At 62.2% G+C, this 26538-nt stretch carries 21 protein-coding genes and 2 pseudogenes; 8 read left to right on the plus strand and 15 right to left on the minus strand.

Annotated features, from left to right (window positions below; translation table 11 throughout):
* Positions 1–26: 26 nt before the first annotated feature.
* From Har1129_RS18740 to Har1129_RS18760, 5 genes are all read right to left on the minus strand, one after another.
* A complete protein-coding gene (locus Har1129_RS18740) occupies positions 27–950 on the minus strand; it encodes an LLM class oxidoreductase (protein WP_151102349.1) in 924 nt (307 codons plus the stop codon).
* Positions 951–999: 49 nt separating this feature from the next.
* Complete coding sequence (locus Har1129_RS18745) at positions 1000–1746, minus strand: NAD(P)-binding oxidoreductase (RefSeq protein WP_151102350.1); 747 nt, start codon at positions 1744–1746, stop codon at positions 1000–1002.
* 125 nt (positions 1747–1871) lie between these two features.
* Positions 1872–2891 carry a DMT family transporter gene (locus tag Har1129_RS18750; protein ID WP_225307860.1) on the minus strand — a complete coding sequence of 340 codons (1020 nt, stop codon included), beginning with the start codon at positions 2889–2891 and terminating at the stop codon, positions 1872–1874.
* A 124-nt stretch (positions 2892–3015) separates the two neighbouring features.
* Positions 3016–3807, minus strand: a complete 792-nt coding sequence (locus tag Har1129_RS18755) for an aldo/keto reductase (RefSeq protein WP_151102602.1) — start codon at positions 3805–3807, stop codon at positions 3016–3018.
* Between the two features lie 149 nt (positions 3808–3956).
* Complete coding sequence (locus Har1129_RS18760; RefSeq protein WP_225307861.1) at positions 3957–4577, minus strand: hypothetical protein; 621 nt, start codon at positions 4575–4577, stop codon at positions 3957–3959.
* 337 nt (positions 4578–4914) lie between these two features.
* Between Har1129_RS18760 and Har1129_RS18765 the strand changes: the two genes are divergently transcribed.
* The 5 genes from Har1129_RS18765 to Har1129_RS18785 all read left to right on the plus strand — a co-directional run bounded on the left by Har1129_RS18765 (position 4915) and on the right by Har1129_RS18785 (position 10358).
* Positions 4915–5919: an alcohol dehydrogenase gene (locus Har1129_RS18765; protein ID WP_191906221.1), complete on the plus strand. Its 1005-nt coding sequence runs from the start codon at positions 4915–4917 to the stop codon at positions 5917–5919.
* Positions 5920–6040: 121 nt separating this feature from the next.
* A complete protein-coding gene (locus Har1129_RS18770) occupies positions 6041–7375 on the plus strand; it encodes a metallophosphoesterase (protein WP_151102352.1) in 1335 nt (444 codons plus the stop codon).
* A 213-nt stretch (positions 7376–7588) separates the two neighbouring features.
* Positions 7589–8161, plus strand: coding sequence for a helix-turn-helix transcriptional regulator (locus Har1129_RS18775; RefSeq protein WP_151102353.1), 573 nt, complete (start codon positions 7589–7591; stop codon positions 8159–8161).
* A gap of 8 nt (positions 8162–8169) precedes the next feature.
* Positions 8170–9924: an Nramp family divalent metal transporter gene (locus Har1129_RS18780; RefSeq protein WP_151102354.1), complete on the plus strand. Its 1755-nt coding sequence runs from the start codon at positions 8170–8172 to the stop codon at positions 9922–9924.
* Positions 9912–10358 (plus strand): hypothetical protein, encoded by a 447-nt coding sequence (locus tag Har1129_RS18785; RefSeq protein WP_151102355.1) that lies wholly within the window; start codon positions 9912–9914, stop codon positions 10356–10358. The genes Har1129_RS18780 and Har1129_RS18785 overlap by 13 nt, the downstream gene beginning before the upstream one ends.
* 36 nt (positions 10359–10394) lie before the next feature.
* Here the strand turns inward: Har1129_RS18785 and Har1129_RS18790 are convergent, their stop codons facing one another.
* Entirely contained in the window at positions 10395–13439 is a 3045-nt protein-coding gene (locus Har1129_RS18790; RefSeq protein ID WP_151102356.1) for an FAD-binding and (Fe-S)-binding domain-containing protein, read from the minus strand.
* 25 nt (positions 13440–13464) lie between these two features.
* Entirely contained in the window at positions 13465–15243 is a 1779-nt protein-coding gene (locus tag Har1129_RS18795) for an L-lactate permease (RefSeq protein WP_151102357.1), read from the minus strand.
* Between the two features lie 672 nt (positions 15244–15915).
* On the opposite strand from Har1129_RS18795, the gene Har1129_RS18800 reads away from it, so the two are divergent.
* Positions 15916–16656, plus strand: coding sequence for a ThuA domain-containing protein (locus Har1129_RS18800; protein WP_151102358.1), 741 nt, complete (start codon positions 15916–15918; stop codon positions 16654–16656).
* 89 nt (positions 16657–16745) lie between these two features.
* On the opposite strand, the gene Har1129_RS18805 is transcribed toward Har1129_RS18800, so the two are convergent.
* Together Har1129_RS18805 and Har1129_RS18810 are read right to left on the minus strand one after the other, a co-directional pair.
* Entirely contained in the window at positions 16746–17315 is a 570-nt protein-coding gene (locus Har1129_RS18805) for a hypothetical protein (RefSeq protein ID WP_151102359.1), read from the minus strand.
* A gap of 220 nt (positions 17316–17535) precedes the next feature.
* Positions 17536–17877: pseudogene (locus Har1129_RS18810) on the minus strand (FAD-dependent oxidoreductase); the annotation flags it as partial.
* Positions 17878–17934: 57 nt separating this feature from the next.
* Between Har1129_RS18810 and Har1129_RS18815 the strand changes: the two are divergent.
* Entirely contained in the window at positions 17935–18927 is a 993-nt protein-coding gene (locus Har1129_RS18815; RefSeq protein ID WP_151098964.1) for a transposase, read from the plus strand.
* Positions 18928–18949: 22 nt separating this feature from the next.
* On the opposite strand, the pseudogene Har1129_RS18820 reads toward Har1129_RS18815, so the two are convergent.
* Positions 18950–19189: pseudogene (locus Har1129_RS18820) on the minus strand (FAD-dependent oxidoreductase); the annotation flags it as partial.
* Positions 19190–19302: 113 nt separating this feature from the next.
* Between Har1129_RS18820 and Har1129_RS18825 the strand changes: the two are divergent.
* Positions 19303–20343 carry a zinc-dependent alcohol dehydrogenase family protein gene (locus tag Har1129_RS18825; protein ID WP_151102360.1) on the plus strand — a complete coding sequence of 347 codons (1041 nt, stop codon included), beginning with the start codon at positions 19303–19305 and terminating at the stop codon, positions 20341–20343.
* Between the two features lie 459 nt (positions 20344–20802).
* On the opposite strand, the gene Har1129_RS18830 is transcribed toward Har1129_RS18825, so the two are convergent.
* The 5 genes from Har1129_RS18830 to Har1129_RS18850 form a co-directional block, all read right to left on the minus strand.
* Positions 20803–22023, minus strand: coding sequence for an ABC transporter substrate-binding protein (locus Har1129_RS18830; RefSeq protein WP_151102361.1), 1221 nt, complete (start codon positions 22021–22023; stop codon positions 20803–20805).
* The gene (locus tag Har1129_RS18835; protein ID WP_151102362.1) at positions 22020–23225 is read right to left on the minus strand and encodes an ABC transporter substrate-binding protein; all 1206 of its coding nucleotides are present in this window, start codon (positions 23223–23225) and stop codon (positions 22020–22022) included. The genes Har1129_RS18830 and Har1129_RS18835 overlap by 4 nt, the downstream gene beginning before the upstream one ends.
* A 132-nt stretch (positions 23226–23357) precedes the next feature.
* Positions 23358–24290 carry an ABC transporter ATP-binding protein gene (locus tag Har1129_RS18840; RefSeq protein ID WP_151102363.1) on the minus strand — a complete coding sequence of 311 codons (933 nt, stop codon included), beginning with the start codon at positions 24288–24290 and terminating at the stop codon, positions 23358–23360.
* Positions 24290–25405 carry an iron ABC transporter permease gene (locus Har1129_RS18845; protein ID WP_151102364.1) on the minus strand — a complete coding sequence of 372 codons (1116 nt, stop codon included), beginning with the start codon at positions 25403–25405 and terminating at the stop codon, positions 24290–24292. The genes Har1129_RS18840 and Har1129_RS18845 overlap by 1 nt, the downstream gene beginning before the upstream one ends.
* Positions 25405–26385 (minus strand): NAD(P)/FAD-dependent oxidoreductase, encoded by a 981-nt coding sequence (locus tag Har1129_RS18850; RefSeq protein ID WP_151102365.1) that lies wholly within the window; start codon positions 26383–26385, stop codon positions 25405–25407. Before Har1129_RS18850 ends, Har1129_RS18845 begins: the two co-directional genes overlap by 1 nt.
* Between the last annotated feature and the right edge of the window lie 153 nt (positions 26386–26538).

Consider the following 26538-nt stretch of genomic DNA (forward strand, 5'->3'; position numbering starts at 1 on the left):
GCCTGCGAACATCTTCCTCCCGAGAGTCACAGCTCGTCTATGATTTCACTGGCGAACGTCGTCATCGCCGCCTCCGACTCCGCCGCCCGAAGCCCGACGATAACGTGGGCAAGGCCGTAATCTTCGAGTCGCCTGAAATACTCTCGAAACCACTCGACGCCAGCCCGATAGCCCTGATGGAGCGGTTCTGGCTCTGCCGTCGGGTCACCGGCGAATTCGACCTGCACGGCAATCGTGAACGGCTTCTCCGACGCGTGGCTCCGCCACGTGTCCAGATACGATTCCAGCGTCGAATCGGGGAGGTGATAGAATATCCAGCCGTCGCCGTTCTCGGCGATCCACTCCGTCGACTGTCTCGCGTTACCAGTCGGAAAAAGCGGGAGCGTGTCCGTCGTCGGTTTGGGGAGGACATCGAGTTCGCCGTCGAGGCGGCCCCAAGAACCGTCGAGAGACGGGTACTCCTCGTGCCAGAGCGCGCGGAGCGCGTCGACGCTTTCGCGGACGAGCTGCCCTCGGTTCTCCGGCTCGACACCGAACGCCGGGTACTCCGGGTCGCGGTCGCCCGAGGCGACGCCCAGCACGAGACGGCCGTTGGAGAGCCGGTCGATAGTCGCAGCCGACTTCGCTACGTGGATGGGATGGCGAAGCGGGAGAACGATACTTGCGGTGCCAAGCGCCACCGACTCGGTGTGAGCTGCGACGTGGGACAGCAGTGACCACGGGTCGAAGGCCCCGCCGGCGTCCCCGAACCGCGGCCAGTACGTCGGTACGTCCCGTGCCCAGAGCGCGTCGAAGCCGACTGTTTCGGCGTGGTTTGCGAGCCGGAGTTCCGCGTCGATATCCGGTGTCGACTCCGTTTCGCCCGTGAGCGGAAAGCCGACACCGAACGAGAGGCCGTCCCGTTCGAACAGCCGCCGATAGCCGGCGTTCGCGTGGTCCACGTCAGTCATCACGAGGGCTTCCCGCTGGAGGCGTATGAGCACACGGGTGGGTTGCTTACTACGGGCCGTCTTCCGGGGTTTCGACTGTGATGGTTTCCGACGCCCCACTCCCGGGGAGTTGCCAATCGATATTTTCCGCGCGCTTCGGGAACGATGGCTTCGCTACGACTTCCAGCGTTCGGTCGGCGGCTGCCGGCGTAACAGGCGCAGCAATCATCAGTCGGGCCACGTCGGCCCGCGAAACACTCCCCCAGAGCTTCGCTCCGGGCTCGGCGACTGAGACGGTGTCAGTTCGCGGCCCGTTCGTGAGCACGCCCGGACGGAGAATCGTATGTCGAACCGGGGCGTCGCGAATCGCGGCCTCAGCTTCTGCTTTCGCACGCTGTATCGGCTGGATGACGACATCGAAGGCCGCCGCGAGCGGACTGGCTGGCTCGTCACCGACGCCGATAGCGGATTCCATGACGAACGCCTCGACACCGGCATCGACAGCCGCATCGAGGAGATTGATTGTCCCCGCGCCGTCGACGTACTGGTCCCGGGACCAGACAGCCGTGATGTTCGAGCCGACGGCGCTCAGGACGACATCGACATCCGATAGCGCATCGGCGAGCGCGGTCGGGTTCAGCAAGTCGTCGACGACAACCTCGTCAGCACCGGCCGCCTGCAGGTCGTCTGTTTTCGACGGCGTGCTGGTCAGTACTCGGACCGTCGGCACGCGCGGACTGAGAAGTCTAATCGTCGCCCGCCCGGTCCCGCCGCTGGCTCCGGCGACGAACACTGTCTCCACGTCAGACGGTTCCATATCGTAGCTATGGGCTTGCCGGTACATGACTGGCGTGGCCTGTCTCACTAACTGCGCAGTGACGCTATGACGAACGTCAGAATCCGGCGTGTCGAGACACCACTGGCGTCGTCCTGTCGACTTGCTCAGTCGTCACACGGTGGCGTCTGCTGGGACGACGATGACTGGTCGAAACGCCGATAGAGCCGGCGCAGTTCCATGCGGATAGTCACGCGCTCGATGAGGGCAAAGCCCGCAACGACGACGAGGAAGCCGACGAACGTCCACAGAGACACCGACGAGCCGAGCAGCACCCAGCCCATGAGCGCGGCGAATATCGGCACGACATACGCGACCAGATTCGCACGAACTGGGCCGATGCGCTTGATGAGGCCGAAGTAGATAGCGTACGCGACCGCCGTCGACGGGATTCCCACAGCGATGATGCTCGCAATCGTTTCAGGACCGATCCCGATCACGGCTGTCGGCGGCTCCCCGAGTAGCAGGCTCGCGACGTGGAGCAACACCGCGCCGACAGCCATCGCCCACGCAGTCAGCGGCGTGCTGTCCATCTCCGGGCCGACGCGCTGGAGGAGCACACTGCCCAGAGCCACGGCCGCGGCCGCGCCGAGGACGAGTAGCTGTCCGATAGCGCTCGCGTCGGTAAACGTCGACGGCGACGGCTGCACGATGAGGATAACGCCGCTCAGCGCGATACCGATACCGAGCGCGCCGAGCCACGAGAGCCGGTCGCCCAGCAGCCACCAAGCGAACACGGGAGCGAGTATCGGGTTCAGGCCGTACATCACGGACGCCGCTGCGGGCGTCGTCGCGCCTTGGCCGAGGAACAGCAGGCCGTTGTTGAGCGCGATTAGGAACAGCGCTGCCATCCCGATACCCACGACATCTCCACGAGTCCGCGGGAGCCACGTTGACCGGGGCCGGGTGAAGACAATGTAGCCGAGCAGCGTCACTGCCGCCAAGTCGAACCGGAGGCCAGCAAACAGCACCGGTGGCAGCTCACGGAGCCCAGTTTTGATTGCGACGAACGAGCCACCGAACAACACAGCGAGCAGAACGAACAGCGCGGTGTCGCGGTAGCGGGCCGGAATTGAGGGACGGGCGGGAAGCGTAGACCGCAGTGTGGTCCGGGTCAGTGGGACCACCCATGAGAGCGAAACTGTTTCATTACCTGTTCAACGGGTCGAAATGTGAAGAGGGCTGTGAGAGACATGGTGTCACGGGCCGACAGTCGCATCCGCAAAGCCTACCGAGAAAGTCCGAAAGCGCTCAGTCCCACGCGGCTGGCGACCAGTCCGGATCAACGCGTCGGTCGACCGTCTCAATACTGTCGATACGGTCGATTTCGCCGTCTGTCAGCGACAGGTCGAGGCTTGCTAGGTTGTCCGTGATGTGGGCCTCGCTCGTGGCCTTCGGGATCGCTGTCACGCCCTTCTCGCGGAGCCATGCGAGGCTGACCTGTGCCTCACTGGCGTCGTGGTCGTCAGCGATGGCTTCGATGACATCGTGGCCGAACACTTCACCGCGTGCCAGCGGGGAGTACGCGACCAGTTCGTAGTCCTGCTCTGCCGCGTGCTCGCGAAGTTCCGACTGCTGGAGGAACGGGTGCGTCTCGACCTGATTTGCGAACACCGGTGCATCGAGCACGTCCATCGCCGTTTCGACGTGGTGCGGTTCGAAGTTCGAGACACCGACGTTGTCGATCAGACCGCGGTCGACGAGTTCGTCAAACGCCGGGAGCGTCTCTTCAGGCTCGTACTCGCCCGCCGCCCAGTGGACGTACAGCAGGTCCACCGAATCGACGCCGAGTTTGTCGAGGCTCTCCTCGGTCGTCTCAATCACGTCGTCATGCGAGAGGTTCGAGATCCACACCTTCGTCGCCAGAAAGATATCGTCGCGGTCAACGTCAGCCGCGGCGATACCATCACCGACGGCGCTTTCATTGTCGTATATCTGTGCAGTGTCGATATGTCGGTAGCCGGCCTCAAGCGCCGTCTGGACGCTCTCGGCGCACTGTTCTGCGTCTTCATTCTGCCACGTACCGAGACCGAGCATCGGCATGCCACTCGCTCGCGGACCGCCATCTGTCTGTTGCTGAGTCATTATCAGATACTGATGCTTGCGCCTTTAAGCCGTTTGGGAGGCGGCGGGTAGCGCCGACTATCGCGCGCTCTGTAGAGAGGCGGGCTATCACGGTAGCACGGAGCCGTTCAGAAACCGTACGAACCGAAAATCCAGAGCGCGACGATGGGCGATGCAGCGAGGAACGCTCCAAGGACGACCGTCCCCAGAACCGTGTCCCACCCCAAGCCCCGCACTGGTCTCTCGTACCGCCACAACTGGACCGTGACGTAGACACCGGCGATGACCACGCCGCCGAGCAACAAGAACGGCGGAAACCCGAGCGATGGAAACAACGTGAAGCCGACCGCCGGAAACGGGTCCGAGCCACTCGAAGCCGCGAAATCGAGACCGATGCCGACAGCGCCGACGGCGGTGGCCGCAACGACATACGAGGTGCCGGCGATGACGTGCCGGAGTGCCGCCGTCAGCGCGAACGGCTCTGCGTCGGTCGGCAACACCTCCGGGGCCGCGTAACTACCGATGCCGGTGTAGAGGAACGGGACAGTTAGAACACCGACGGCGACGGCATACGGAAGGACCGACGAGATAGCGACAATGAGAACCGCCGTGGTCAGGGCGTATGTGCGTCCGGTTGCTGCCCCGAGAACCAGAGGCGGCACGAACAGCACAGCAGCCACCACGACGGCAAACAGGCAGATCGGAACGGAGTAGGGTCGGAACCGCCCAGCAAAACCGGAAGGAGACATGCAGTGCCGTTTCGGACCCAAGTGCATAGGGTTTCGGCTCCCCGGTGAGAGAGGTGTCCCCGTTCTCTTCCGTTCTACTGCAGGTCCGTGACACGATACTGTCATTATCACGGACGAGACGCGCCATCGGCACCGGCGAGCCGTTGGCCCGCGTGCTCGAAAGAATCATCGGAGATTTCGCCACCCGGGGTGGCGAATACCGTAACGAAGTTACCTCCAACAGTATGAATCGCGAGGCCCCCCGTTGTCCGCTGTATCGCAGTCAAGCGCCCGTACACCTCTCTGCTAACTGGCTGCTTATCAGCGTCGAGCCGAAAGTATCGCTATGTCAGACACAATGCAAGCGGCAGTCGTGCCTGAGCCGGGGGCTGACTTCGAGGTCGTCGAGCGAGACATCCCCGACCCGGACCCCGGCGAGGTACGGGTCGCTGTCGACGCCTGTGGCATCTGTCACAGCGACGTGTTCACGAAGGAGGGCACCAACCCGGTCGTCTCCTATCCGCGGGTTCCCGGCCACGAGGTGGCTGGACACGTAGATGCCGTCGGCGACGCTGTCGACGCTTGGGACGTGGGTGACAGAGTTGGCGTCGGCTGGCACGGCGGTCACTGTTCGACGTGTGAGCAATGTCGACAAGGGAACTTCCTCCAGTGTGAAAACGGCGAAATCACCGGATTGAGCTACGACGGCGGGTACGCCGAGTACATGACTGCACCGTCGGAAGCCCTCGCAAAGATTCCGGAGGCGCTGGATGCGGCGGCCGCGGCACCGCTGCTCTGTGCGGGTGTGACGACGTTCAACGCGCTGCGGAACAGCGATGCGAACGTCGGGGATCTGGTCGCCGTGCAGGGCGTCGGCGGACTCGGCCACCTCGGCATCCAGTACGCTCACGCGGCCGGCTTCGAGACGGCCGCCATTTCCCGAACGCCGGAAAAAGAGTCGCTGGCGAAAGAGCTTGGAGCCGACCACTTCATCAACGCGGCGGATGTGGACGCCGGTCAGCGGCTGCAGGAGCTTGGTGGGGCCGACGTGGTGCTGGCGACAGCACCGTCCAGCGACGCCATCAGTTCCATCGTCAGCGGGATCGGTGTCGACGGTTCTGTTGTGGTTGTGGGCGTCCCCGGCGAGCCAGTAGAAGTCAGCGCACAGCAACTCGTCCAGAGCCGGGGCGGTGTCGAGGGCTGGGCCTCCGGACACGCACGCGACTCACAGGACACACTGGAGTTCAGTTCGCTCCGCGATATCGCGCCGAAAATCGAGACCTACCCGCTGAAAGACGTCAATGAGGCATATGGGCAGATGATAGACAACGAAGCGCGGTTCCGGGCCGTACTGGAGCTGTAGTCGGGTCCGTCGCGATACCGGCGAAATACGTGTTCTGCGGCCCCAAGCCGACGCTACGCACGCCTACGGTGAATCCCCGGAGAGCAACGCCTTTGTCTGTGGGTCAAGAACCCGTATTCCAATGGACGGCACCGCCGACGACCGCGTGTACTACGTCATCAGCGACCTCCACATCGGCGGCGACGAGCAGCTAGAAGAGGTGGAATTTCTCGACGAACTGCTCGATTTTCTGTCACGGCTAGAGACCACCGACGAGGACGTCGAGTTACTCATTAACGGCGACGCGTTTGGGCTGTGGGAGTTTACCGGCATGTCGGGACTGGAGAAGTTCGACGCCCTCGAAGAGACCTATCCGTCGCTGTTCGAGCAACTACGAAAGACCGGTGAGAACATCCAGATCACCCTGATACCGGGGAATCACGACCACGAACTCGCAGCCTACGACGAGTACGTAGAGCGGTTCGCGGCGTACAACGTCACGCTCGTCCAGTCGAAGTCGATTACCCGGCCGGTGGGAGAGGAGGCCATTCACCTCGAACACGGCAATCAGCAGGACCCTAACAACCGCATCGAGGACTGGGGCGAGACCAACGTGACGCCGCTTGGCTACTACTACAACACACTGGTGACGAGTCGGGCCGGCCAGCTCTCGGACCGAGGTCGGTACAACTGGCTCAAGGACGTGCAGGCTGTGACGCCGACGGAGCGGGTCCCGGTGTGGATGCTCTCGAAGTACTTTTACCGGGAGATGAATCCTCTGTTACGGTACGCGCTGGTCCCGTTCCTGTTGCTGTTCAACATCAGCGCCATCCTTGCAGTTCTGGCGGCGCTGAACCTGCTCGGCGTCTGGTCCGCGCCGGTCGAAACGACAACGTCGTTTCTGGGCCAGTTCGGCACGGTCGGGACCGCTATCTGGGTGCTGCTCGTCGTGAACGCCTCACTGGCTGGCCTCCTGTTGCTCGTGGGCATTCCGTTGTATCTTCTGCGGCGGGACATCAAGAAGACCATCAACCGCTTTGGCGTCTTCGAGACCGATCTCACGGTCGATACCCGGACACCATACAAGGAAGCCGCCCGGGAAGTATTCGAAGAGAAGGAAGACGTTGTTGTCTTCTGTTACGGCCATACGCACCGTCCGAGCGTGCAGTCGGTCGACGGCGGCTTGGTCGTCAACAGCGGGACGTGGCTCAAGCGCCTCCACCGTCGGGACGGGATCATCGGGCTCCTCCCTCCGGTGTTTTACCCGTCCTACCAGCTCTGTGCGGTGCGTATCACCGCCGAGGACGGGCAAGTGGTCGTCGACTACGAGGAAGTCCAAAAACCGAGCCCCAGTCCGGAGGAACTGACACTCACCGAACGCCTGCTGACGATCGGCCGGACACCCAACCCCGAACTCCCCGACCGTGCGGTTGTGGAAACCGAACAGTCGGTGCCCGCGCCGGAACCGGCCGAGTGAGGAGGAGGGCTGGTCCAGACGAGGGCGTGGCCGCCTTGGCACCCTGAATCAGCGAGTGGCATGACGACCCGTTTCGGTGCTTCTGGTTGGGGACGCTCGCTTTCCTTCGTGTGTGAATGGGACCTCTCAAGCGCCGGACGGGGACAGGCCGTTTGCTCCCGGATCGGAGCGCTCTGCAGAAAAGTCTATTACATACGACTGTAATGGCTACGTATGAGCAATACCGCGGACGATGGTCGGGCTGACGGTTCGCCACCGTCCACGGAAGAGTTCACACCGGAGCGAGTGCTCTCGGTGTTTCAAGATCGGGCGGATCAGGCGAAGCCGTTGACGGCAACCGATGTGATGGACGCACTCGGCTGTTCCCGGAAAACGGCACACAACAAGCTCGACGTACTCGTGGAGCGAGGGGATCTGGAGACGCGAAAGGTCGGCGCGCGGAGTCGGGTTTGGTGGATCCCGTTCTCCCAGCTCGTCGGCACGGGCACGGACCCACAACAGGACCGAGAGCCACCGGTCGAGCACAGTATCGCCGACGCGGACCTGCCGGGGACGGGGGCGGTGCTCGACGACCGACGCGCGGCGCTGAAGGCTGCGTACGACTACCTCCGTGAAAACCCCGACACGGATGCCGGGAAGCTCATTACCGAGGTTTTTCAGGACCATCCGGCGGGCTATAAGACCGCTGACGAGTGGTGGGACGCTATCGGGCCTGCGCTTGAGGACCTCCCACAGATTGACTTGGCTGCCGATCATGAACACGTCTGGCACTACGTCGGTGGGTGAGTTCACCGATGCCAGAGGAAAAGCCGACGGAACAGTCGGACGTAGCGGAAGACGCGGGGTCGGAGACATCGGAAGTGTACGCCTCTCGCACGGAGCAGCGCTATCCGATCTCCTCGTACACCCCGGTCGCATACGACAACCTCGAGGCGGCACCGGAGAGCGACGACCATCCAGACACCGGGACCGGCGGGCGGTTCAGAGAACTCTCCCTGCCGAAAGTACCGAAGCTCCGCCACGTCGTCGGTCCCAGCGCGATCATGCTCGGGGCGTCACTTGGCAGCGGTGAGACGCTGTTCTGGCCGCATCTAGTCGCCAGCTACGGGTGGGGGCTGTACTGGCTGTTCCTCGTGGCCGTCTGCCTCCACTTCGTCGTCAACACAGAGATACAGCGGTGGACACTTGCGACCGGTGAGAGCGTGTTTCGGGCGTTCGAGCGCGTACATCCGGTCCTCCCGCTGGCCATGCTACTCGGCGGGTTCGTCAGTCTCGGCTGGCCGGGGTGGGCCGCGAGCGCCGCACAGATCGGTGCGCAGGGGCTCGCACTCGGCACGTACGACCTCGCCGGCGTCGAGATCGTCGGCTGGCGACTGTTCGGTATCGCGCTCATGGTGTTCATCTGGGTCACCTATCAGGTGACGCCGCTGATGTACAACGTCGTCGAGAGCCTCCAGCTCATTCTGGTGGCACTGTCCATTGCGTTCACGCTGCTGCTGTTCGTTCTCATCGGGTCGGTCGACGTGCTATTCAGTGTCCCGGGGAGTCTGACAGAGGTTGGTGACTACTCGCCGGTCGGGACCATCGCCGTGTTGGTCGGGGCGCTGGCCTACGCCGGGGCGGGCGGCTACCTCAATCTCTCACAGAGCCTCTGGATACGCGAGAAAGGCTACGGGATGGGCCGATACCAAGGCCGGATCAAGAACCCCTTCGCCGGCGACGACCCCGAGACGGTCCACGAGGACGGGTTCACGTTCATCCCAGACACGCAAAACCTCAAACGGTGGCGGGGCTGGTGGCGCGTGACACAGCTCGAACACCTGTTGACCTTCCTGCTGGGCCTCCTCCTCGTCACGACGATGCTAGTCGTCATCGCAGTGTCACAGGCTCCGGGGGCGACGAGCGACGCGGTCGACATGTGGCTCATCGAGATCGCCCCGTCAGTCGGTGGATTCACGACGAGCGTCATCTACGTCACGCTGTTTCTGGCCCTGTTTACGACCGAATATGCGATCATCGAGTCGTTCGTCCGGAACAGCTCCGACATCATTTACGAGCTGTACGGTCGGGACGCGGGCTGGAGTCTGCCGCGGCTGTTCTGGGGGTTGCTGACCGTTTTCTGTGGCTGGGGGATTCTCATTCTTAGCCTCCCAATATCGATATCCGACCCCTTCGGGCTGCTGGTCGTGGGGGCGGCGATGTCCGGGCTGTTGATGTGGCCGTACATCGTCATCGTCCAGCTCGTCAACACAGTCCGGCTGCCGGAGCATACGATGCCGGGCTGGGGCCGCATCGTCGCGATGTGGGTCGCAGCGGCGTTTTTCGGCTATTTCAGCGTCCTCCTAATCGGGACTGGGCTGGCGACACGGCTGGGGCTGGGGACGTTTACTGTCCAGACGGCGGTGCTCGGGAGCGCACCGGCTGGGTACGCCCTCTGGGCGATCTACCTGCTCGTGCAGGCATATACGATGTATCGGGTCGGGCGTGCGAAGGTCGCGGCGGACGGAACGGTCACTGACGCCGCCACCGCGAAAGGGTGGTTCTCGTGACCGACGAGCTTCGCGTCCATTTGCACTACACGATGCGAGGCGCGTATCCGCTCCGTCTGCTCGACGTGTTGTTCTGTACGGAGCAGGCCTATTTCGTCGAATACGACTATCTGACACCTGTCGACCTGCTGCTTGGAGCGCCGGACCAGCGGGCCGCAGCGTTCGCCACAGAGGTGGTCGAGGAGGGTGTCCACACAGCCCTCGAGACCGCCGAAGCAGTCGAGAAACAGTCATATGACGCACTCGAACGCGTCGACATCCACTCGGGCGGCCGAATCGGTCGGCCGAAAATCACAGCGCACCCCCGCGCCGGCTCAGCGACCACGGTCAGGGTGCACGGCCGGTTCGACGCTGAACCCTTCACGCAGGCGCTTCGGTCGACGGTTGACGGGCACGACGTGACAGTCCGACAGCGAGACGGTCTCGGAATCTGAACCGAAACGCGCGGTATCCACGGCCCGAGACTCCACTTATCGTATCGCCGCCGCGACCAGCTCGATGGGATGTGGCGGTTCCGTGTCGCCGTCGCCGAAGTCGTCGATCTGGGACCGGCAGGACGCGCCCGGAGCGACTACCTGCCCGGCGGGCGAGTCATCGATCTGACCCAGCAGGAGGTCCGCGATGCCCTCGCTCATCGAGTAGTGTTCGGCTTCGTACCCGAAACTGCCGGCCATGCCACAACAGCCCGAATCAAGCGGATCAACGGTGTACCCGGCACGGCGGAGGACGCCGACAGCGTGGTGGTCCTTCTTCGTCGCCTTCTGGTGACAGTGGCCGTGATATGCAAGCGAGTCGCCCGACTCGTCAAAAGAGATGTTCTCCCCCAGCCGGAACGTGTCGAGGTACTCGCAGACGCCGTACGTGTTCGCCGCGACGCGCTCGACATCGTCGCCCGAGAGCAGGTCCCGATAGTCGACCTGGTACATGACCGCATCGGAGGGTTCGATGGTGACTACGTCCCAGCCGTCGCGGATTCGCGGGGCGAGCGCGTCGACGTTTGCCCGCGCCGTCTCGCGAGCGTGGTCCAGCATACTTTTCGAGAACGCGGGACGGCCGCTATCGGTCACGCCGTCAGGCACGACCACGTGGACGCCCGCTGCCTCCAGCACCTGTACGGCCGCTTTCCCGACATCTGGGTGACTGTAGTTCGTGTACGGGTCGGCGAGCAAGAGCGCCTTCCGGTCGGCTTTGTTCGCCGCGACCAGTGCCCCGCCGCGATCCGCCCACCAGTCCCGGAACGTGGTCCGGTGGAAGGCTGGCAGCGTGCGCTCCTGTGTGATACCGACCGTGTTCTCCATGAGGAACCCCGAGCCCGGCAACTCCATCAGCCAGTTCGACACCGGGGCGAAGGTGCTCCCAAGCGAGAGCACCGTCTCGACGTTGGCGAACAGTCGGTCACGGAGCGAGATACCCTCGCGCTGGTGGTGTTCGTGGACCACCTCGGCTTTGAGCTTCGCCATGTCGACGCCGCTCGGACAGTCCTTCTTGCAGCCCTTACAGCCGATACAGAGGTCGAGCACCTCGGTGACGAACTCCTCCTCGAAGGGGTCGTCGGGGAGGTCGCCGTCCATCGCCGACCGAAGCATATTCGCCCGGCCGCGAGTGCTGGTGATCTCCTCCTCGGCGGCGCGGTAGGTCGGGCACATGACGCCGCCAGTGGTCTCCTGATGGCCGGTACAGCCCGCACAGCCGTGACAGAGTTCGACCATTCCTTGGAGCCCGTTCTCGTTGTCCCAGTCGAGCGTGGGCTCGAAGCCCGCGTCGAACGCGTAGTCCGGGTCGTATCGGAGGTTTTCGGCCGGGTCGTGGTCGCCACAGATGTTGCCCGGGTTCAGCCGCCAGTCGGGATCGAACGCCGACTTCAGGTCGCGGAACGTCTCCCAGAGGTCGTCGCCGTACAGTTTGCGGTTCCACTGGGTCCGAGCACGGCCGTCGCCGTGTTCACCCGACACGGACCCGTCGTACTGGACGACGAGGTCCGTGATGGCGTCGGAGATTGCTTCCATCGTCTCGATGCCGTCCTCTGATTTCAGGTTCAACAGTGGCCTGATATGCAGGACGCCGGGACCCGCGTGGGCGTAGTAGGAGGCGAAGGTTTCGTGCTCGTCGAACAGGTCCCGGATGTCGGCGACGTACTCCGGGAGGTTCTCGGCTGGGACCGCGGTGTCCTCGACGAACGGCCAGTGCTTGTCGTCGCCCGTCCGCGAGAGCAGAATCGGCAGGCCGGCCTTGCGCATCTTCCAGAACTTCGCCTGCCGGTCCGCGTCGTAGGCTTCCAGTGCGTCGACGGCATTGACCGGGGCGTCGGTGACCGAACCCGCCCCGTCGCGCGGCGACTCCCGAGCGTCGTAGTCCGGCAACCGGTCGGCGAGCAGGTCGGCGACCTTCTGTGCGCCGTCGTCGGCCGAATCCGCGTAGAACTCGACGAGCAGCGTCGAGTCCGTCTTTTCGGGGAGCATGCCGACGACATCGGCGAACTCCGGTGTCTCCGCGGCGAGGTCAAGGAGCACGTCGTCCATCACCTCGACGGCCGAGGGGTCGTGGTCGAGAATCGGGGCGACATCCTCCATCGCGGAGATGATGTCGTCGTAGGTCAGCATGGCGACGGCCGTGGCGTCGGGAACGGGTTCAAGCGAGACAGTTGCCTCGGTGACGACCGCGAGGGTCCCCTCGCTCCCGGCGAGCAACCGTGCGAGGTTGACCTCGCCGCGCTCTTCCGCGCTATCGATCAGTTCGTCCAGATTGTACCCGGAAACGTTGCGTTTGAGTTCCGGATATCTCGCGTCGATCTCTTCGGCGTCTTCTGCAAGAATCTTGGCGACTTCGGCATAGATCCGAGTTTCGAGGTCGGCGTCCGGGCCGGCCTCAGCCGCTCGCGATTCGAGGTCTGCGACATCGACCCAGCCAAACGTGGTCTGAGTACCGTCAGCAAGAACGACCTCGCACTCCTCGATGTAGGCGTCCGTCTTGCCGTATTTCAGCGAATGTGCGCCGGTCGTGTTGTTTCCGATTGCACCGCCGAGGACGCTCTTGTCGCCCCACGCAGGGTCCGGCGCGAACTTCAGCCCGTGGGGTTCGAGCCGGTCGTTGAGTCGGGCGATGGTGATACCGACCTGTGCGCGGGCCCGCCGGGCCTCCGGGTCGACCGACAGCGTCTCGTCCATGTGCCGCTTGAAATCGAGGACGACCGCCTCGTTGACGGCCTGCCCGGCAAGACTGGTCCCGCCGCCCCGTGGAAGCACCGGGATTCCCTCCTCGGCGCAGTACTCCATCACCGCGACCACGTCGTCGGTCGAGACCGGCGAGACGACGCCGATAGGGAGCTGCTCGTACGCGCTGGCGTCGGTGGCGAACAGCTCGCGGGTGTACGTATCGAACCGCACGTCGCCGTCTACGCGGCGCTCCAGAGCCGCCACGAGGTCCGGTCGGTGGACGCTGTCGCTCTGGTAATCGTAGTTCGCACTCGGGTCTGTCGCCGGGTCACGCTGCTTGGGGGGTCGGGAGTCGTAAGCCATGAATGAGAGAGGAAGATGGATTGAGTTAGAATGCGGCCGGTGCGACGACGTAGGCCAGAATGAGCGTCAGTATGCCAGTGAACACGCCGTAGTACAGCACCGGAATCAGTTCGAGACGGATGACGCGTCCCTCCTCGCCGATGAGGCCGACCACCGTGAGGGCGGCGACCACGTTGTGGATGGCGATGAGGTTCCCGATAGCACCGCCGACCGCCTGTGCGGCGACGACGATCTGGGTCGGCGCGCCGATCTGCTGGGCGGCTTGGAACTGGAACAGCCCGAACAGGATGTCGCTGACCGTGTTCGAACCGGCGATGAACGCGCCGAACGCGCCGATGAAGCCCGAGAAGAACGGGAACATCTGTCCGGTCGTATTCGCCGTGATCTCCGACAGCAGACCGAGCATCCCGGAGTTGATCGGCGCAGCTTCAAGCACGACGGCACTGCCGGTCCGCTGCATTATCATGACCGTCGCGACAGCGAACCACAACGCGACGACAGCCGGCGCAATGTTCCGGAGCGCCTCGCTCCACGAGGCCTTGATTCCGTCAGTGTCCATCCCGTGAAGCGCGTACGTGACGACGGCCACGAGAACGAAGAGGCTCCCGGGGAGGTAGAACAACTCGACGCCTTCCGAGAACGGCGTCCCGAGGATGTTGTTCCACATGAGAACGCCGTTCGTCGCCAAGAACTCCTGAACCGGAGCAACGACGCGAGTCACGACGAGCAACGCAGCGACGAGGAGGTACGGCAGCCAAGCCATACCCAGCGACATATCCTGTGAGTGGGCCTCCTCGAAGGTTGCCGTACCGCCGTCGGCCGCGACAGTCCCCTCACGGCTCCCACCCGACGTGGTGCCGACGCCTTCTCCGGGTTCGATGCTACCGATCCAGTGGTCCGGCCACTGGTCCTGCGGGCCGAAGTCCCACTCGTCGTCCGGAAGGAAGTATCCAGCACGAAGCGTGGTCGTGACCACGAGCAGCCCGACCATCGCCCCCAGCAGTGCCGGGAACGTCGGACCGAGGAAGTACGCGGTGGCGACGTACGGAATCGCAAAGGAGGCCCACGCGAACAGGCACAGCGGCAGCACTTCAAGCGCCGGCTTGATAGACCGCTCCTCGCCGAAGAAGCGCGTCATCATCGCCACACCGATGAACGGGATGGCGATACCGACGATGGCGTGGATGAGCGCCGCCCACACACCGATCTGGGCGACGTACGCACCGACGCTCTCGAAGCCACCCTGCTGGAGCACCTGCTGAGAGGCGCCCGTGCCCTCTGCGAACACCACGTCGCGCAGTCCGATAATCAGCGGCGTCCCGACCGCGCCGAACGTGATTGCGAGGATGTTCCCTGTGAGTGCAACGACCACCGCGGCCAGCGGCGGGAAGCCAAGGCCGACCAGCAGCGGGCCGACGATGGCCGCGGGCGTCCCGAAACCGGCCGCGCCCTCGATGAACGACCCCATGAGGAAGACGAGCAGAATGACCTGCACGCGTCGGTCGTCGCTTATCGAGGAGAACCCGGCGTTGATGACCTCGAACGCACCGGACTGTTTCAGCGTGTACAGCAGGAGTATCGCTCCGAAGACGATGACCAGAATTCTAGTCGCTGTCAGCGCGCCGCGTATCGACGCGGCAGCGATCAGTGTGGGCGACATCTGCCAGCCGACAAAGGCAGCGATAGCCGCAATCGCCCATGCAATGGGCATCGTCCGTGTCGCAGGCTGGTACAGCCCGACCATCAGCACCGCAATCGTCGCCAGCGGCAACAGTGCCAGAAGCACAAGCGTGTGTTCAGACATTGGTTCTCACCTCCGGGACCTGCTCGGCCGAGCTGGTCGGACTGTCACCAGTCAGCCGCTCCGGAAGACCATATCTTGATCTCATTTCGGAGCCACCTCGATACGTGGCTCTACCGCTCGAAACCGTCCGATACCGTGGTTTCTGATGGGGTGCATCAGTCACGTCGTCTGGCAGGGAGTATTTATACCTATCTACTGTTTACATTATTGTCCACCCAGAATAACGCCGAGATAGAAGCGAGAAGCGCTGAAACTACAAAAATCGGGGGCTATTCTGTACGAACGAATGGAACGGCATACAGTCGTGTGTATCCGGTATAGCGGGGCTTTACTCCGCGATTTCACTCGACTGTACTCCAACAGGAAACCCATACAGTCGTCTGTATTTGCGGGACTCAGGGCCGCAGTCACAGCCCTGTGGATACGGCTGGAACGCGGATCGTATCGGGTTCAGGATCGAAGCTGTCATAGCTCCTGCGTAGCGGCGCTGGCGCGCGGTGGAGCGCAACAGATTCTCTGGACGGAACTGTACAGAACAGTATCTGAGAAAGAGAGTGGTGTTCGAGATGAGTTCTTGCGAACACTCCATCGACGCCAAAACCGAGGGCGTCCACTCGTCGTACGGATTGCCGCTTGGCGAACGCCGTTACGGCGGAAGTGGAAACCACGGGTATGACACGTGTCACAGTCTGGAACGAGTACGTCCACGAGCAGGAGCACGAAGCGGTCGCGGACCTGTACCCCGACGGGATTCACGGCGCTATCGCCACGGCACTGCAGGAACGCGGGTTCGACACGGAGACCGCGACACTCCAAGAGCCCGAGCACGGCCTCACTGAGGATGTACTAGCAGAAACGGACGTTCTTACTTGGTGGGGCCACGCCGCGCACGACCGGGTCGACGACGAGGTGGTTTCCAGAGTGAAAGAGCGCGTCCTCGACGGCATGGGACTCATCGTCCTCCACTCGGGCCACTACTCGAAGATTTTTCGCGAACTGATGGGGACGACCTGCAGTCTGAAATGGCGCGAGGCCGCCGAAACCGAGCGATTGTGGGTCGTCGAACCCGGCCACCCCATCGCCGATGGCGTCGACGAGTACATCGAGCTTCCGGAGACCGAGATGTACGGCGAGCGGTTTGACATCCCCGCACCGGACACGCTCGTGTTCAACTCATGGTTCGAGGGCGGGGAGGTGTTCCGGTCAGGGTGTTGTTACCGCCGCGGGGCGGGCCGGATTTTCTATTTCCGCCCGGGCCACGAGACGTATCCGATCTACCACAACGAAGACATCCAGCAGGTCCTCGCCAATGCCTGCGAGTGGGCCGCCGCTGGAGACGGTCCGGAGCCATCGTTTGGCAACGCAGACCCGATCGAAGCTATCGACGAAAGCGACGAGCGGTCAGTCCACTGATTTCGGCGTCTGGTTTAGCAAAATCGTATTTAACAGAGGTCTAATACGCCCTATTACAACGCATACGTACAGCAGTGGCCCCTGCGCAGTCAGTGCGGGAACACGGACTGTGTTTTATTCCGCCATAGGTCAGCGCTTCCAAGATGGCCTATATCAAGCTGTAGCCCGGTCCGAAGGGTCGATTCGAGACGATCGAACAGCGGGTCAAGCGACGTCTCGACCGGCGACAGCACCCGCCACCGATACGTACCGCCGCTGCGCTCCGATTCGAAGACGACACCGGCGCCGATGTAGTCGGTGACGACAGCAGGCACGGTACAACACCGGTCAGTCTGGGCATGATACGTATATACAGTGCTGGCGGCCGGTCGCCGGTCGAGAACCGCATATTCCCGCGTCCCGGAACAGCAGTGTTCGTCGAGACACTCGTTACAGCGTTCCTCGTCGAGAAACACCGCATCGAACGCAGTGATGGCGTCAGTGGGGCCGTCTACATGGTCGATGCGCCACATCGCGTTTTCAGTCACGGTACACGTAGCGTTCCGGAGTCGCAGGGTGGGATACTCATGAAACAAATCCATTACCGGATCAGCACCCACAGTGAACTGGATGTTGAACTCGAACTCCTTCACAGCGAACACACTGCTCTGTGATGCCATAGTGAATCAGCCCCTAATATGGCTGGTCAGCTTCAGAGCATCAAACCGACTGCAGGGGGTGTCCTAAAGGCAGCAGTGCCACAAATTACGCAGTTGCTTAGCACCGTCTGGCCCGAGTTTACAGAGCGGAGAGTGCAGTCTGTACTCGGCCGCCAACGGCCAGAAGCGTGGTGTGTAGTGGGTAACAATGAGATAGGCACGTCCGGAACCGTTTCGGAGCCTACTCCTCGGGACCGAACACCGCGTCCGCGTCGGCGGGCGTATCGAAGTCGTGGAAGTGCTCCCCTTTCTCCTTCGTGAGAATATTCAGGGCCGCCGCCGCGCCGTCGCCCGCAGAGATGACGGCCTGCCACTCCTCGGCTCTGACCATGCCTCCCGTCGCGTAGGCGTCGTCAACGCTCGTCTCCATCGTCACGTCAACATCGACAACATCTTCGTCAGTCATCTCACAGCCAAGGGATTCGGCGAGGGTACGGTTAGCACCTGTCGCGAGGACGAGGTAGTCTGCATGATGCGTATCATCCTCGGTTGTAATCTCGAAACCACCGTCCGTTTGCTCCACGCCGAGGGTGTCATAGAACGAGTAGCACACCAAAGAGCAGGGTGAACGCTGAGGTGGATGAGTCCAGCGACCCTGCAAGATGATCCTTCGGTAGAGTCGTTCTTCAATGTCGTGGAGACGGAAACGTTAGCGTTGTTTGAGCACCTCTCCTTCGAGTTTCTCGAAGGGTTCGACGTGTTCGCCCCGGCAAAGACGGGGCGAACACGAGACCACGAACCACCAGAGCTGATGCGTGGCTTTCTCCACTGCTACTACAAGGACATTTACGGCATTCGTCCGGTTGAGCGGGAGCTTCGGAACACGGTTGTTTGGCTGAGCTGTGGCTTCGATCGACCGCCGTCGAGAGACGCGGTCGATCGCTTTCTCACCGACCTCGAACACGTCGTCAACGAGGTCTTTGACCGACTCGTCGAGCAGGCCGCCCGACGCGGCCTGCTCGACTTGACCTACTGTATCGATTCAACCGACGTGAGGGCGATGCCCACCGATCCAGACGCGTCGAAGTGCTACGATCCAACCGACGACGAGTACTACTACGGCTACGGTTGCACGATCGTCTCGACCGGGCAAAAGATCCCGATTGCAGCCGAGTTCACCGAGAGCAAACAAGCACCGGAAGAGACGGCGATGCGCGTCACACGTGACGCGCTCGCCGTTGAGCAACCAATCTGGATGGTTGGTGACAGCGCCTACGACACGCTCGACTGGCACGACCACCTGCTGACCGCAGGGGTCGTGCCAGTCGCTCCGTACAACGCGCGAAACACTGATGACCCGAAAGACATCGAGTACAGGATCGAAGACCGCATCGAGGAACACAGTGAGGGCGTCCAGCTGAAGCAATCAATCCTAGACGAGACGTACAACCGCCGTACTGGCGTCGAACGAACCAACGAATCAGTGAAGGACTGCGGCCTCGGGCGAACGCACGCCCGAGGCCGCGTCCACGCACGATCGCAGGTGTTTCTTGCTCTGTGCCTTCGCCTCGTCGTCGCTATCACCAACTACGAACGCGGAGACAATCCGGGAAGCACGATCATCACGGTGTGACAAGAGTTCTATGACACCCTCCCACGCCGGTTACCTCAGTACCCTGCTTTCGGTCAACGCCGAAACTGTCGACCTGTGTCCGGGCTGTTTCCATGAACGCGGACCCGTCCTGAGAGCCGACCCCGAGATAATTGAACAGGTGCGCTTTGTGCATCCAAGTTCCGTCAGTGTCGAAGACTGTCGTTTCCAGACCGTTTTTTTGCGCAAACAGTGCAGCACTCAGGCCGGCGGGGCCACCGCCGACAACGTGGACATCTGCCATGCTCCCAAATTTTGTCTCGCCACTGGTAATTGTTGTCATCTAATACAACTGGCGAAGAGGACGTACTGAAACAGCATGAGAACGGTTTTGCACAGCCACCCCGAAATAAGCGTATGCGCGCAGCCATCTATCGTGGGCCCGGTGAGATCACCGTCGAAGAGGTTCCCCAGCCGGAGATCGAATCGCCAACTGACGCGATTGTACGCGTGACCCACACCGCCGTCTGTGGCTCCGACCTGTGGTTCTATCGTGGCCAGAGCGACCGAGAGGAGGGGTCCCGCGTCGGCCACGAACCGATGGGTATCGTCGAGGAAGTCGGCGAGGGCGTGCGCTCAGTCGAACCCGGCGACCGGGTGTTCGCTCCGTTTCTCATCAGCTGTGGCCGGTGTGAGTTCTGCCGGAAGGGACTGCACACGTCGTGTGTCAACGGCGACTCATGGGGCGGGGACAACGGCGGCGGGCAAGGCGAGTACGTCCGAGCGACAGAAGCTGACGGCACGCTCGTCCGGGTCCCCGACCGCCACGCCGACGACGAGGACACACTGGAAGCGATTCTCCCGCTGACTGACGTGATGGGCACCGGCCACCACGCCGCGGTCAGCGCCGGCGTCGACGAGGGCGACACCTGTATCGTCGTCGGCGACGGAGCCGTCGGACTGTGTGGCGTGCTCGCGGCTCGCCGCCTCGGTGCGGAACGTATCGTCGCGATGGGCCATCACGAGGACCGTCTCGAACTCGCGGAATCGTTCGGCGCGACGGACACTATCTCCGCCCGCGGGCAGGATGCCGTGGATGCGGCAGAGGAGCTGACCAACGGCGGTGCGAATCACGTCATGGAGTGTGTCGGTGCGGCCTCGGCGATGGAGACCGCCATCGATGTCTGTCGCCCGGGCGGGACGGTCGGCTACGTCGGTGTCCCACACGGCGTCGACGACTCCGGACTGGATGTATTCTCGCTGTTTGGCGACAACATCGCGCTCAATGGCGGTGTTGCGCCGGTTCGTGCCTACGCCGACGAACTGCTAGCTGACGTGCTACAGGGCACACTCGATCCGTCACCGATCTTCACAAAGACCGTCGACCTCGACGGCGTTCCCGAGGGGTATCGGGCGATGGACGAGCGCGAAGCGATCAAAGTGCTCGTCAAACTGTAGTTGGTCAACCCCTGCTGTCACCCACACAGACCACGGAATAACTCAGCATCCGTTTTGCGACTCGTTCCAGAGCAGTGTCCACCAACCAAGCTCCGGGGTTGTCAGTGCGACCGTTCTGTCCTAAGCAACTGCAGGCCCCTGAAGGCCACTATACTAGTTTCCCGCACGACCGACAGCGAGGACGGTCAGCCGACGGGTCGTAGGCTAGCGCAACGTCGTTGCAGTGACGACAATATCGGTCGGAACCAGTGGTGTAGGAGTGCGTGTTTCCTTCGTGTACTAACATATGAGATAGAATGACACGGTAGTATAAATTCTTTCTGGACAAACAAGCCACTATATCCTTATATACCATATATACTGGCAGTGATTGCTATTGTATTAGACCGTTCATCCAAATCTTCGAGGGCGGTTCTGGCTCTCTTCACCCCTGTACAACTGGAAAGTGGTAAATCACAGTTAGAGATCGCCGTTCACAATATCGGTGACCCGCTGTCGGTCGAACAGTTGCTCCTCCTCCGGGGTATTGCCGAGGCCATGCCACTCGCCGAACACCTCGGGGTAGAACTGCTTGGCGGCGACTTCCGTCTGGAAGAGGTTAATTATCGGGCCTTGGTACGAGGTCCCGCCGCGGTAGAGTCGGTCGTTCCGGACCGCCGAAAGCTGCTGGCCGATGGGATCCTCGCGTATCGTGGCCATTCGGTCTTCGAACTCCCCGGTCGAGACGTGCGAGAAGCCGTACTGGAACAGCAGGATGTCGGGATCGGCAGCGAGGAGTTGCTCGTAGTCCCATTCGGCGTAGCTCCCGTCGATAACATCGTCGAACGCACCACGCATCCCCAAGTCACGGTACTGCTTGTGCCCGTTCCCATCGTTGACGGGGTAGGCGTAGAACGACCCGCCCTCGAAGTCGGAGTTGACCGAGAGGAGGCCGACCGTCGGCCGTTTGTCCTCGACCGGGAGCCTGTCGTCGATTTCCGTGAGCAGCGAATCGTGGATTTCAGCGAACGCCGCGTAGCGTTCGTGTTCCTGAAACGTGTCGGCGATTAGTTCAAAGGCCTCGTACAGTGAGTAGTACCGGTAGTCGTGCCAATCATCGGTCCGTCGCCGGATGCTGTTCCCGATGATTGGGCCGATGTTGCTTGCGACCTCCGTGAAATCCGCAGTTGTCCAGGTGTCATCAAGCACCTGAACGAAGTTCGGGTCGAACAGGTGGACGTCACAGTCCATCTCGTAGAACGCCTCCTTGTCGAGACCCCCTTCACTCATCAGCTGTGGGATATCATCAAAGGTCACGTTGACATCCGGGACAGCGTCGAAAAACGCCATCGGCCAGTTCTCGGTGAAGATCAGCCCCGCAAGGCTCTCAAATTGGCCCAGCGCGATAGCCATGTCGCCGTAGGTGCTGAAGTAGGCCATCCACCGCTCCGGGGCCGAATCGAACCGTACTGCACCCATCGGCTCCATCGTAACCGTGTACGAGTCCGCTGTCGTCGGTGTCGTCGTTGAATCGGTCGTTTCGGCGGCGGTCGGTGTGTCACTGTCTGGTGATACCGGCGTCGACTGTGAGTCAGCATCGCCGGTACAGCCGGCGAGCAACCCACCACTGATGATTGCACCGCCGTATTTCAGATAGGCTCTGCGTGTCCGTGCGTCGGCTGCGGTGTCGTTGTCGCTCATGACTCGAACGCCCCGTTGATGATGTCTGCGACCCGCTGGCGGTCAAACAGCTGTTCTTCGGCAGGGATCTCAGGATACGGCCCGTCAGTGTAGGTCGGCCACTCGCCGAACTGCTCAGGGTACAGTTGCTTCGCGGTCATCTCCAACTGGAAGAGATGCAGAATCGGTCCCTGATATCTCGCCCCCTGTGGGTAGATGCGGTCGTTCTGTACCGCCGTGATTTCCGACCCAACCGGGTCGGATTTGAACACTTCTCGTCGCTCCGGAAGACTCGTACTCGGCTCGAACCCACCGAGATGCAGGATCACGTCTGGGTCCGCCGCAAGCAACGTCTCGAAGTCGACCACGGAGTTCGTCTCGACCGACCCCTCGAAGGCGTCCCGTGCACCGAACGGGCGGGTATGTGCAGTCAGGAATCCGGGATTGTCCAGCGTGTACGCGTAGATCTCGTCAAGGTCAGCCGCGGCGAGCAGCACCGCCGACGGGCGCTCCGACTCGGGCGGCAGGTTTGCGTCGATGGTCGAGCGCATCTCGTCGTGAATCGCCGCGAGCGCCTCGTAGCGGGCCTGCTCCTGAAACGCCTCGGCCACGAGTTCGAACTGCTCCCAGAGAGTGTAGTACTCGTAGTTCTCCCATCCAGACGGGGGTTCGGCATGCCGGTCACTCAGTGAGTTTCCGAACCAAGGTGAGACGTTGGTGGCAATCTCCTCGAAGTCCTCCCGGCCCCAGCTGTCCTGTTTGGCGATCCAAGCTGGGTCTGCCAGATGGATATCACTGTCCAGCTCGTACAGTTTCTCCTTGCTCGGTTCCCATGAGGAGTACAACCCAGTCCAGTCCAGTGACACGCCCGGCAGTCGTTCGACGAACTGGTTCCACAGTCCACTGTAGTAGTCCGGGGCGTGCATTGCCGTGACAGTGTCTCCACGGCCCAGAGCGAACGCCATGTCGGCGTGATGTGTGAGCCGCGTGAAGACAGTCTCCGGCGGTGATTCAAATGTGACGTCTCCGGTTGGCGACATCGACACGGAGTACGACTCATCTCCGGGAGCCGTGTCCGTTGCCGTCACAGACTCCGTCGATGTGACACCGGCTGCCTGCTCAGCGTCACCGCTGCAGCCTGCAAGCAATCCGGCGCTGAGAACGGCCCCTCCGTACTTCACGTACTCTCTCCGTGTCGGTGTGTCGGTGGCGTCGTCACCCATATTTTAGGCTAGCCTAAAAATCATATAGATGTTCCGATTCCCCGACCCAGAAGATGGTCTGTCAATCGCTGAATCCGGCGTCCGTGTCAAAAGCCCGGCGCGCAGAGATCGGTATCGTGGTCGTCGGCTCCCCTATTCGGCCACGATCTCCTCGCTGCGGTCCGGTTCGGCACTTTCGTCACCAGACGGATATTCGTCGCCGTCGTGGCGGGCACGGATCGGATTCACTCGCGGCCCGTGTGGCGTGGCCGAGACCTCCGCCTCGATCTCGAATACATCCGCGAGTAATTGCTCCGTCACGACGGCTTCTGGCTCCCCCCGGGCCTGTATTTCGCCGTCTTTGAGTGCGACCATCTTGTCGGCGAGGCGGGCCGCCTGTTCGATGTCATGGAGGACCACCACGATGGTGATGTCGCTTTCGTCCCGAAGCGTCTCGATGATCTCCATTACCTCAAGCTGATGGTGGAGGTCGAGGAACGTCGTCGGTTCGTCGAGCAACAGTACGTCGGTGTCCTGTGCGAGGACCATCGCAATCCAAGCGAGTTGTTTCTGGCCACCACTGAGGCTGCCGACTTCACGCTCACGGAGATGTCCACAGCCAGCCAGATCAATCGCCCGCTCAACAGCCGCCTCGTCCTCTTCGGTGACACTGTCGAAGAACCCACGATGTGGGTAGCGGCCGTGATACACCAGATCCTCGACCGAGATGCTGTTTGGCGACGTACTCTCCTGAGAGAGCAGGCCGAGCTTGCGAGCAATCGCTTTAGTTTCGAGTGTCTGGATGTCTTGCCCATCTAGCAGTACCGAGCCCGCGTCCGGTTCGAGCTGATTGGCGAGACCTTTCAGCAGCGTGCTCTTGCCCGACCCGTTCGGGCCGACGAGTGCGGTCACGGCCCCGGGTTTGGCAGTGATCGATTCACCGTCGATGACCGGTTCATCTGTGCTGGAATACGAAAGTTCCACATCATCACCGATCAACGGCCAGTCCCGGCGGCCGGGGACAGACCCAGCAGCGGTGTCATTGGGCGTGGCGATACCGTTCGAGTTAGAGTTGTCCTGTGACATTAGATTTCACCCATCTGTTCCTGTCGCCGCATCAGGTAGAGGAAGTACGGTCCACCGACGACGCCAGTGACGACGCCGACCGGGACCTGTGCGGGGTTCAGAGCCAGCCGTGCACCGACGTCCGCGACGACCATCAGCGCCGGACCGACGAACACGCAGCCGATGATGAGCCGGCGGTAGTCGCTCCCGACGATAAGTCGGACGATGTGTGGAACTACGAGGCCGAAAAACCCGATGATCCCTGCAACGGAGATCGCCGTACTGGCCGCCAGAATGGCGACCGCGGACAGCATGAACCGGACCCGCTCGACACTCATCCCGAGTGAGCTCGCAGTCTCCTCGCCGAGCAGGAGAAGGTTCAGCTGCCGTGCACCAGCCAGTGCGAGTAGCGTCGCGGCTAGTGTCGGGATGACAGCGATGCGGAACTCCTCCCAGCCAACGCCCGTCAGGGACCCCGTAATCCAGGCCAGTGCTGACTGGACAACGCCCAGATCGTCGGCGAAGAAGAACAGCCCCCGCTGGAGGGAGGTAAACACCATGTTTACGATGACACCGGCTAGAACCAGTCTGACCGGGCTCGTTCCCCCCTTCCACGCGATCATGTACACGAGCAGGAACGCGATGGAGCCGCCGACCGCCGCAAACAGCGGCAGAAACGGGGCGAGGCTACTGAACAGAACGAGAGTCAGCAGAACGGTGAGCCCCGCTCCGGAACTCACGCCTAGCACGAACGGGCTCGCCAGCTCGTTTCGTGTCACAGCTTGGAATATCGCCCCGGAGACGGCGAGACACATCCCTGCAAGCACCGCAACGAGTACCCGCGGCATCCGGATGTTCCAGACGATGAGCGTCCGCCTTGGCAGTTCGGGAAGCTCGGCCCCAAAAAAGAACGACTGCCATGCTTGGACACTGAGCCACACTTTCGGGTCAAACACGGCCTGCCAGGCCTGAACGATCGTCATCGAATACGCCCCGAAGCTTACCTGCAGGAGACCAGCCCCAAAGGCGACAGCAACGCTTGCGACACACAGCCCGAGCAGGGACCCGTCGGGGGTGTCGAGCCAGGATCTGGCTCGCGACCACGCATCGGTAGCTCCCCGCGTCTCGCTCGCCATTACTCGCTCACCTCCGCGCGTCCGTCGCTCGCGCCGAGGTAGTCCCGGATCCTTTCGTCGTCCATTGCATCGAGAACAGCGGTCTGATCAAGCCCCGAAACGACCGCTTCCGGGTCCAGGTAGCCCGCCAGTGTTTCCTGCCCCGTCTCAGTCCGGGTAGCTATCTCCTCAGACGTGATATACGACGACCGCCGTTCGTCGATGACCGCATCACGGACCCGCCGGAACCGAGCCGAATCCGGCTCGACAGGGGCATCCTCGGCGTACCGGTCGTCGAAATAGTCGACCCAAGTCGCCCGGTCGGTCCACTCGTCGTCAAGTTCGACCTCGCGGCGAACCCAGTCCACGCCGTCAGCGGCGGACTCCCACCAGCCGTCGTCTGTTCTCGTATCTGTGATCACCCGGCGTGCGACCCGTGCGCCTCGACCGGCTGCAATGATAGCCTGCATATCCGCCGCCTCGGACGGTGACGCAACATAGAGACGCGGGACCGGTGTCGTGCCGTCGGCGTCGGCGTACCCGCTGTCGAAGGTTTCGTGTTCCTCGCCGTCGTGCTCTATCGTCTCAAACATCGCCGCGTCGTCGTCAAGACCGCGCATATACTCGCCGTCGTAGCGGGTCGCCGCAATGACGCGACGGGACGTAGCTGTCTCCCCGTCCTGTGTCTCGACGACGAACCCCGCCCCGCCTGCAGTTCTGTCGAGTGATTCGACCAGCTCGGAGACGATGGTACAACCGGCGGTTTCGGCGTGGTCCTGTATCCGGTCGTACAGCGTCTCTATGTCGATGCCGGCCGGAAAGCCGAGGTAGTTTTCGAGGTACGCACACCGCTTGAGCGACGACCGACCGCGGTCGTAGATGACTGTATCGAGGTCTGCTCTGGCCGTGAACACCCCCGCCGAACAACCGGCTGGACCGCCTCCGACGATGATGACATCATGGTCGAACGACGTCTCCGTCCGGGTCCCCGTCGTCGCCATGTTTAGGACGCTCCGTCCGGTGTCGGTGTCACTGACAACCGGTGTGGTAGTGCCGAAGTGTCAGTCGATTCTGTTAGCATACTGTTTAGGCCAGCCTAAATGAATAAAGGGTTTTCGAATTTTAGGCGGACCGAACTTTACCTCGGCGGTTCC

It is taken from the genome of Haloarcula sp. CBA1129, assembly GCF_008729015.1.
Taxonomy (GTDB): domain Archaea; phylum Halobacteriota; class Halobacteria; order Halobacteriales; family Haloarculaceae; genus Haloarcula.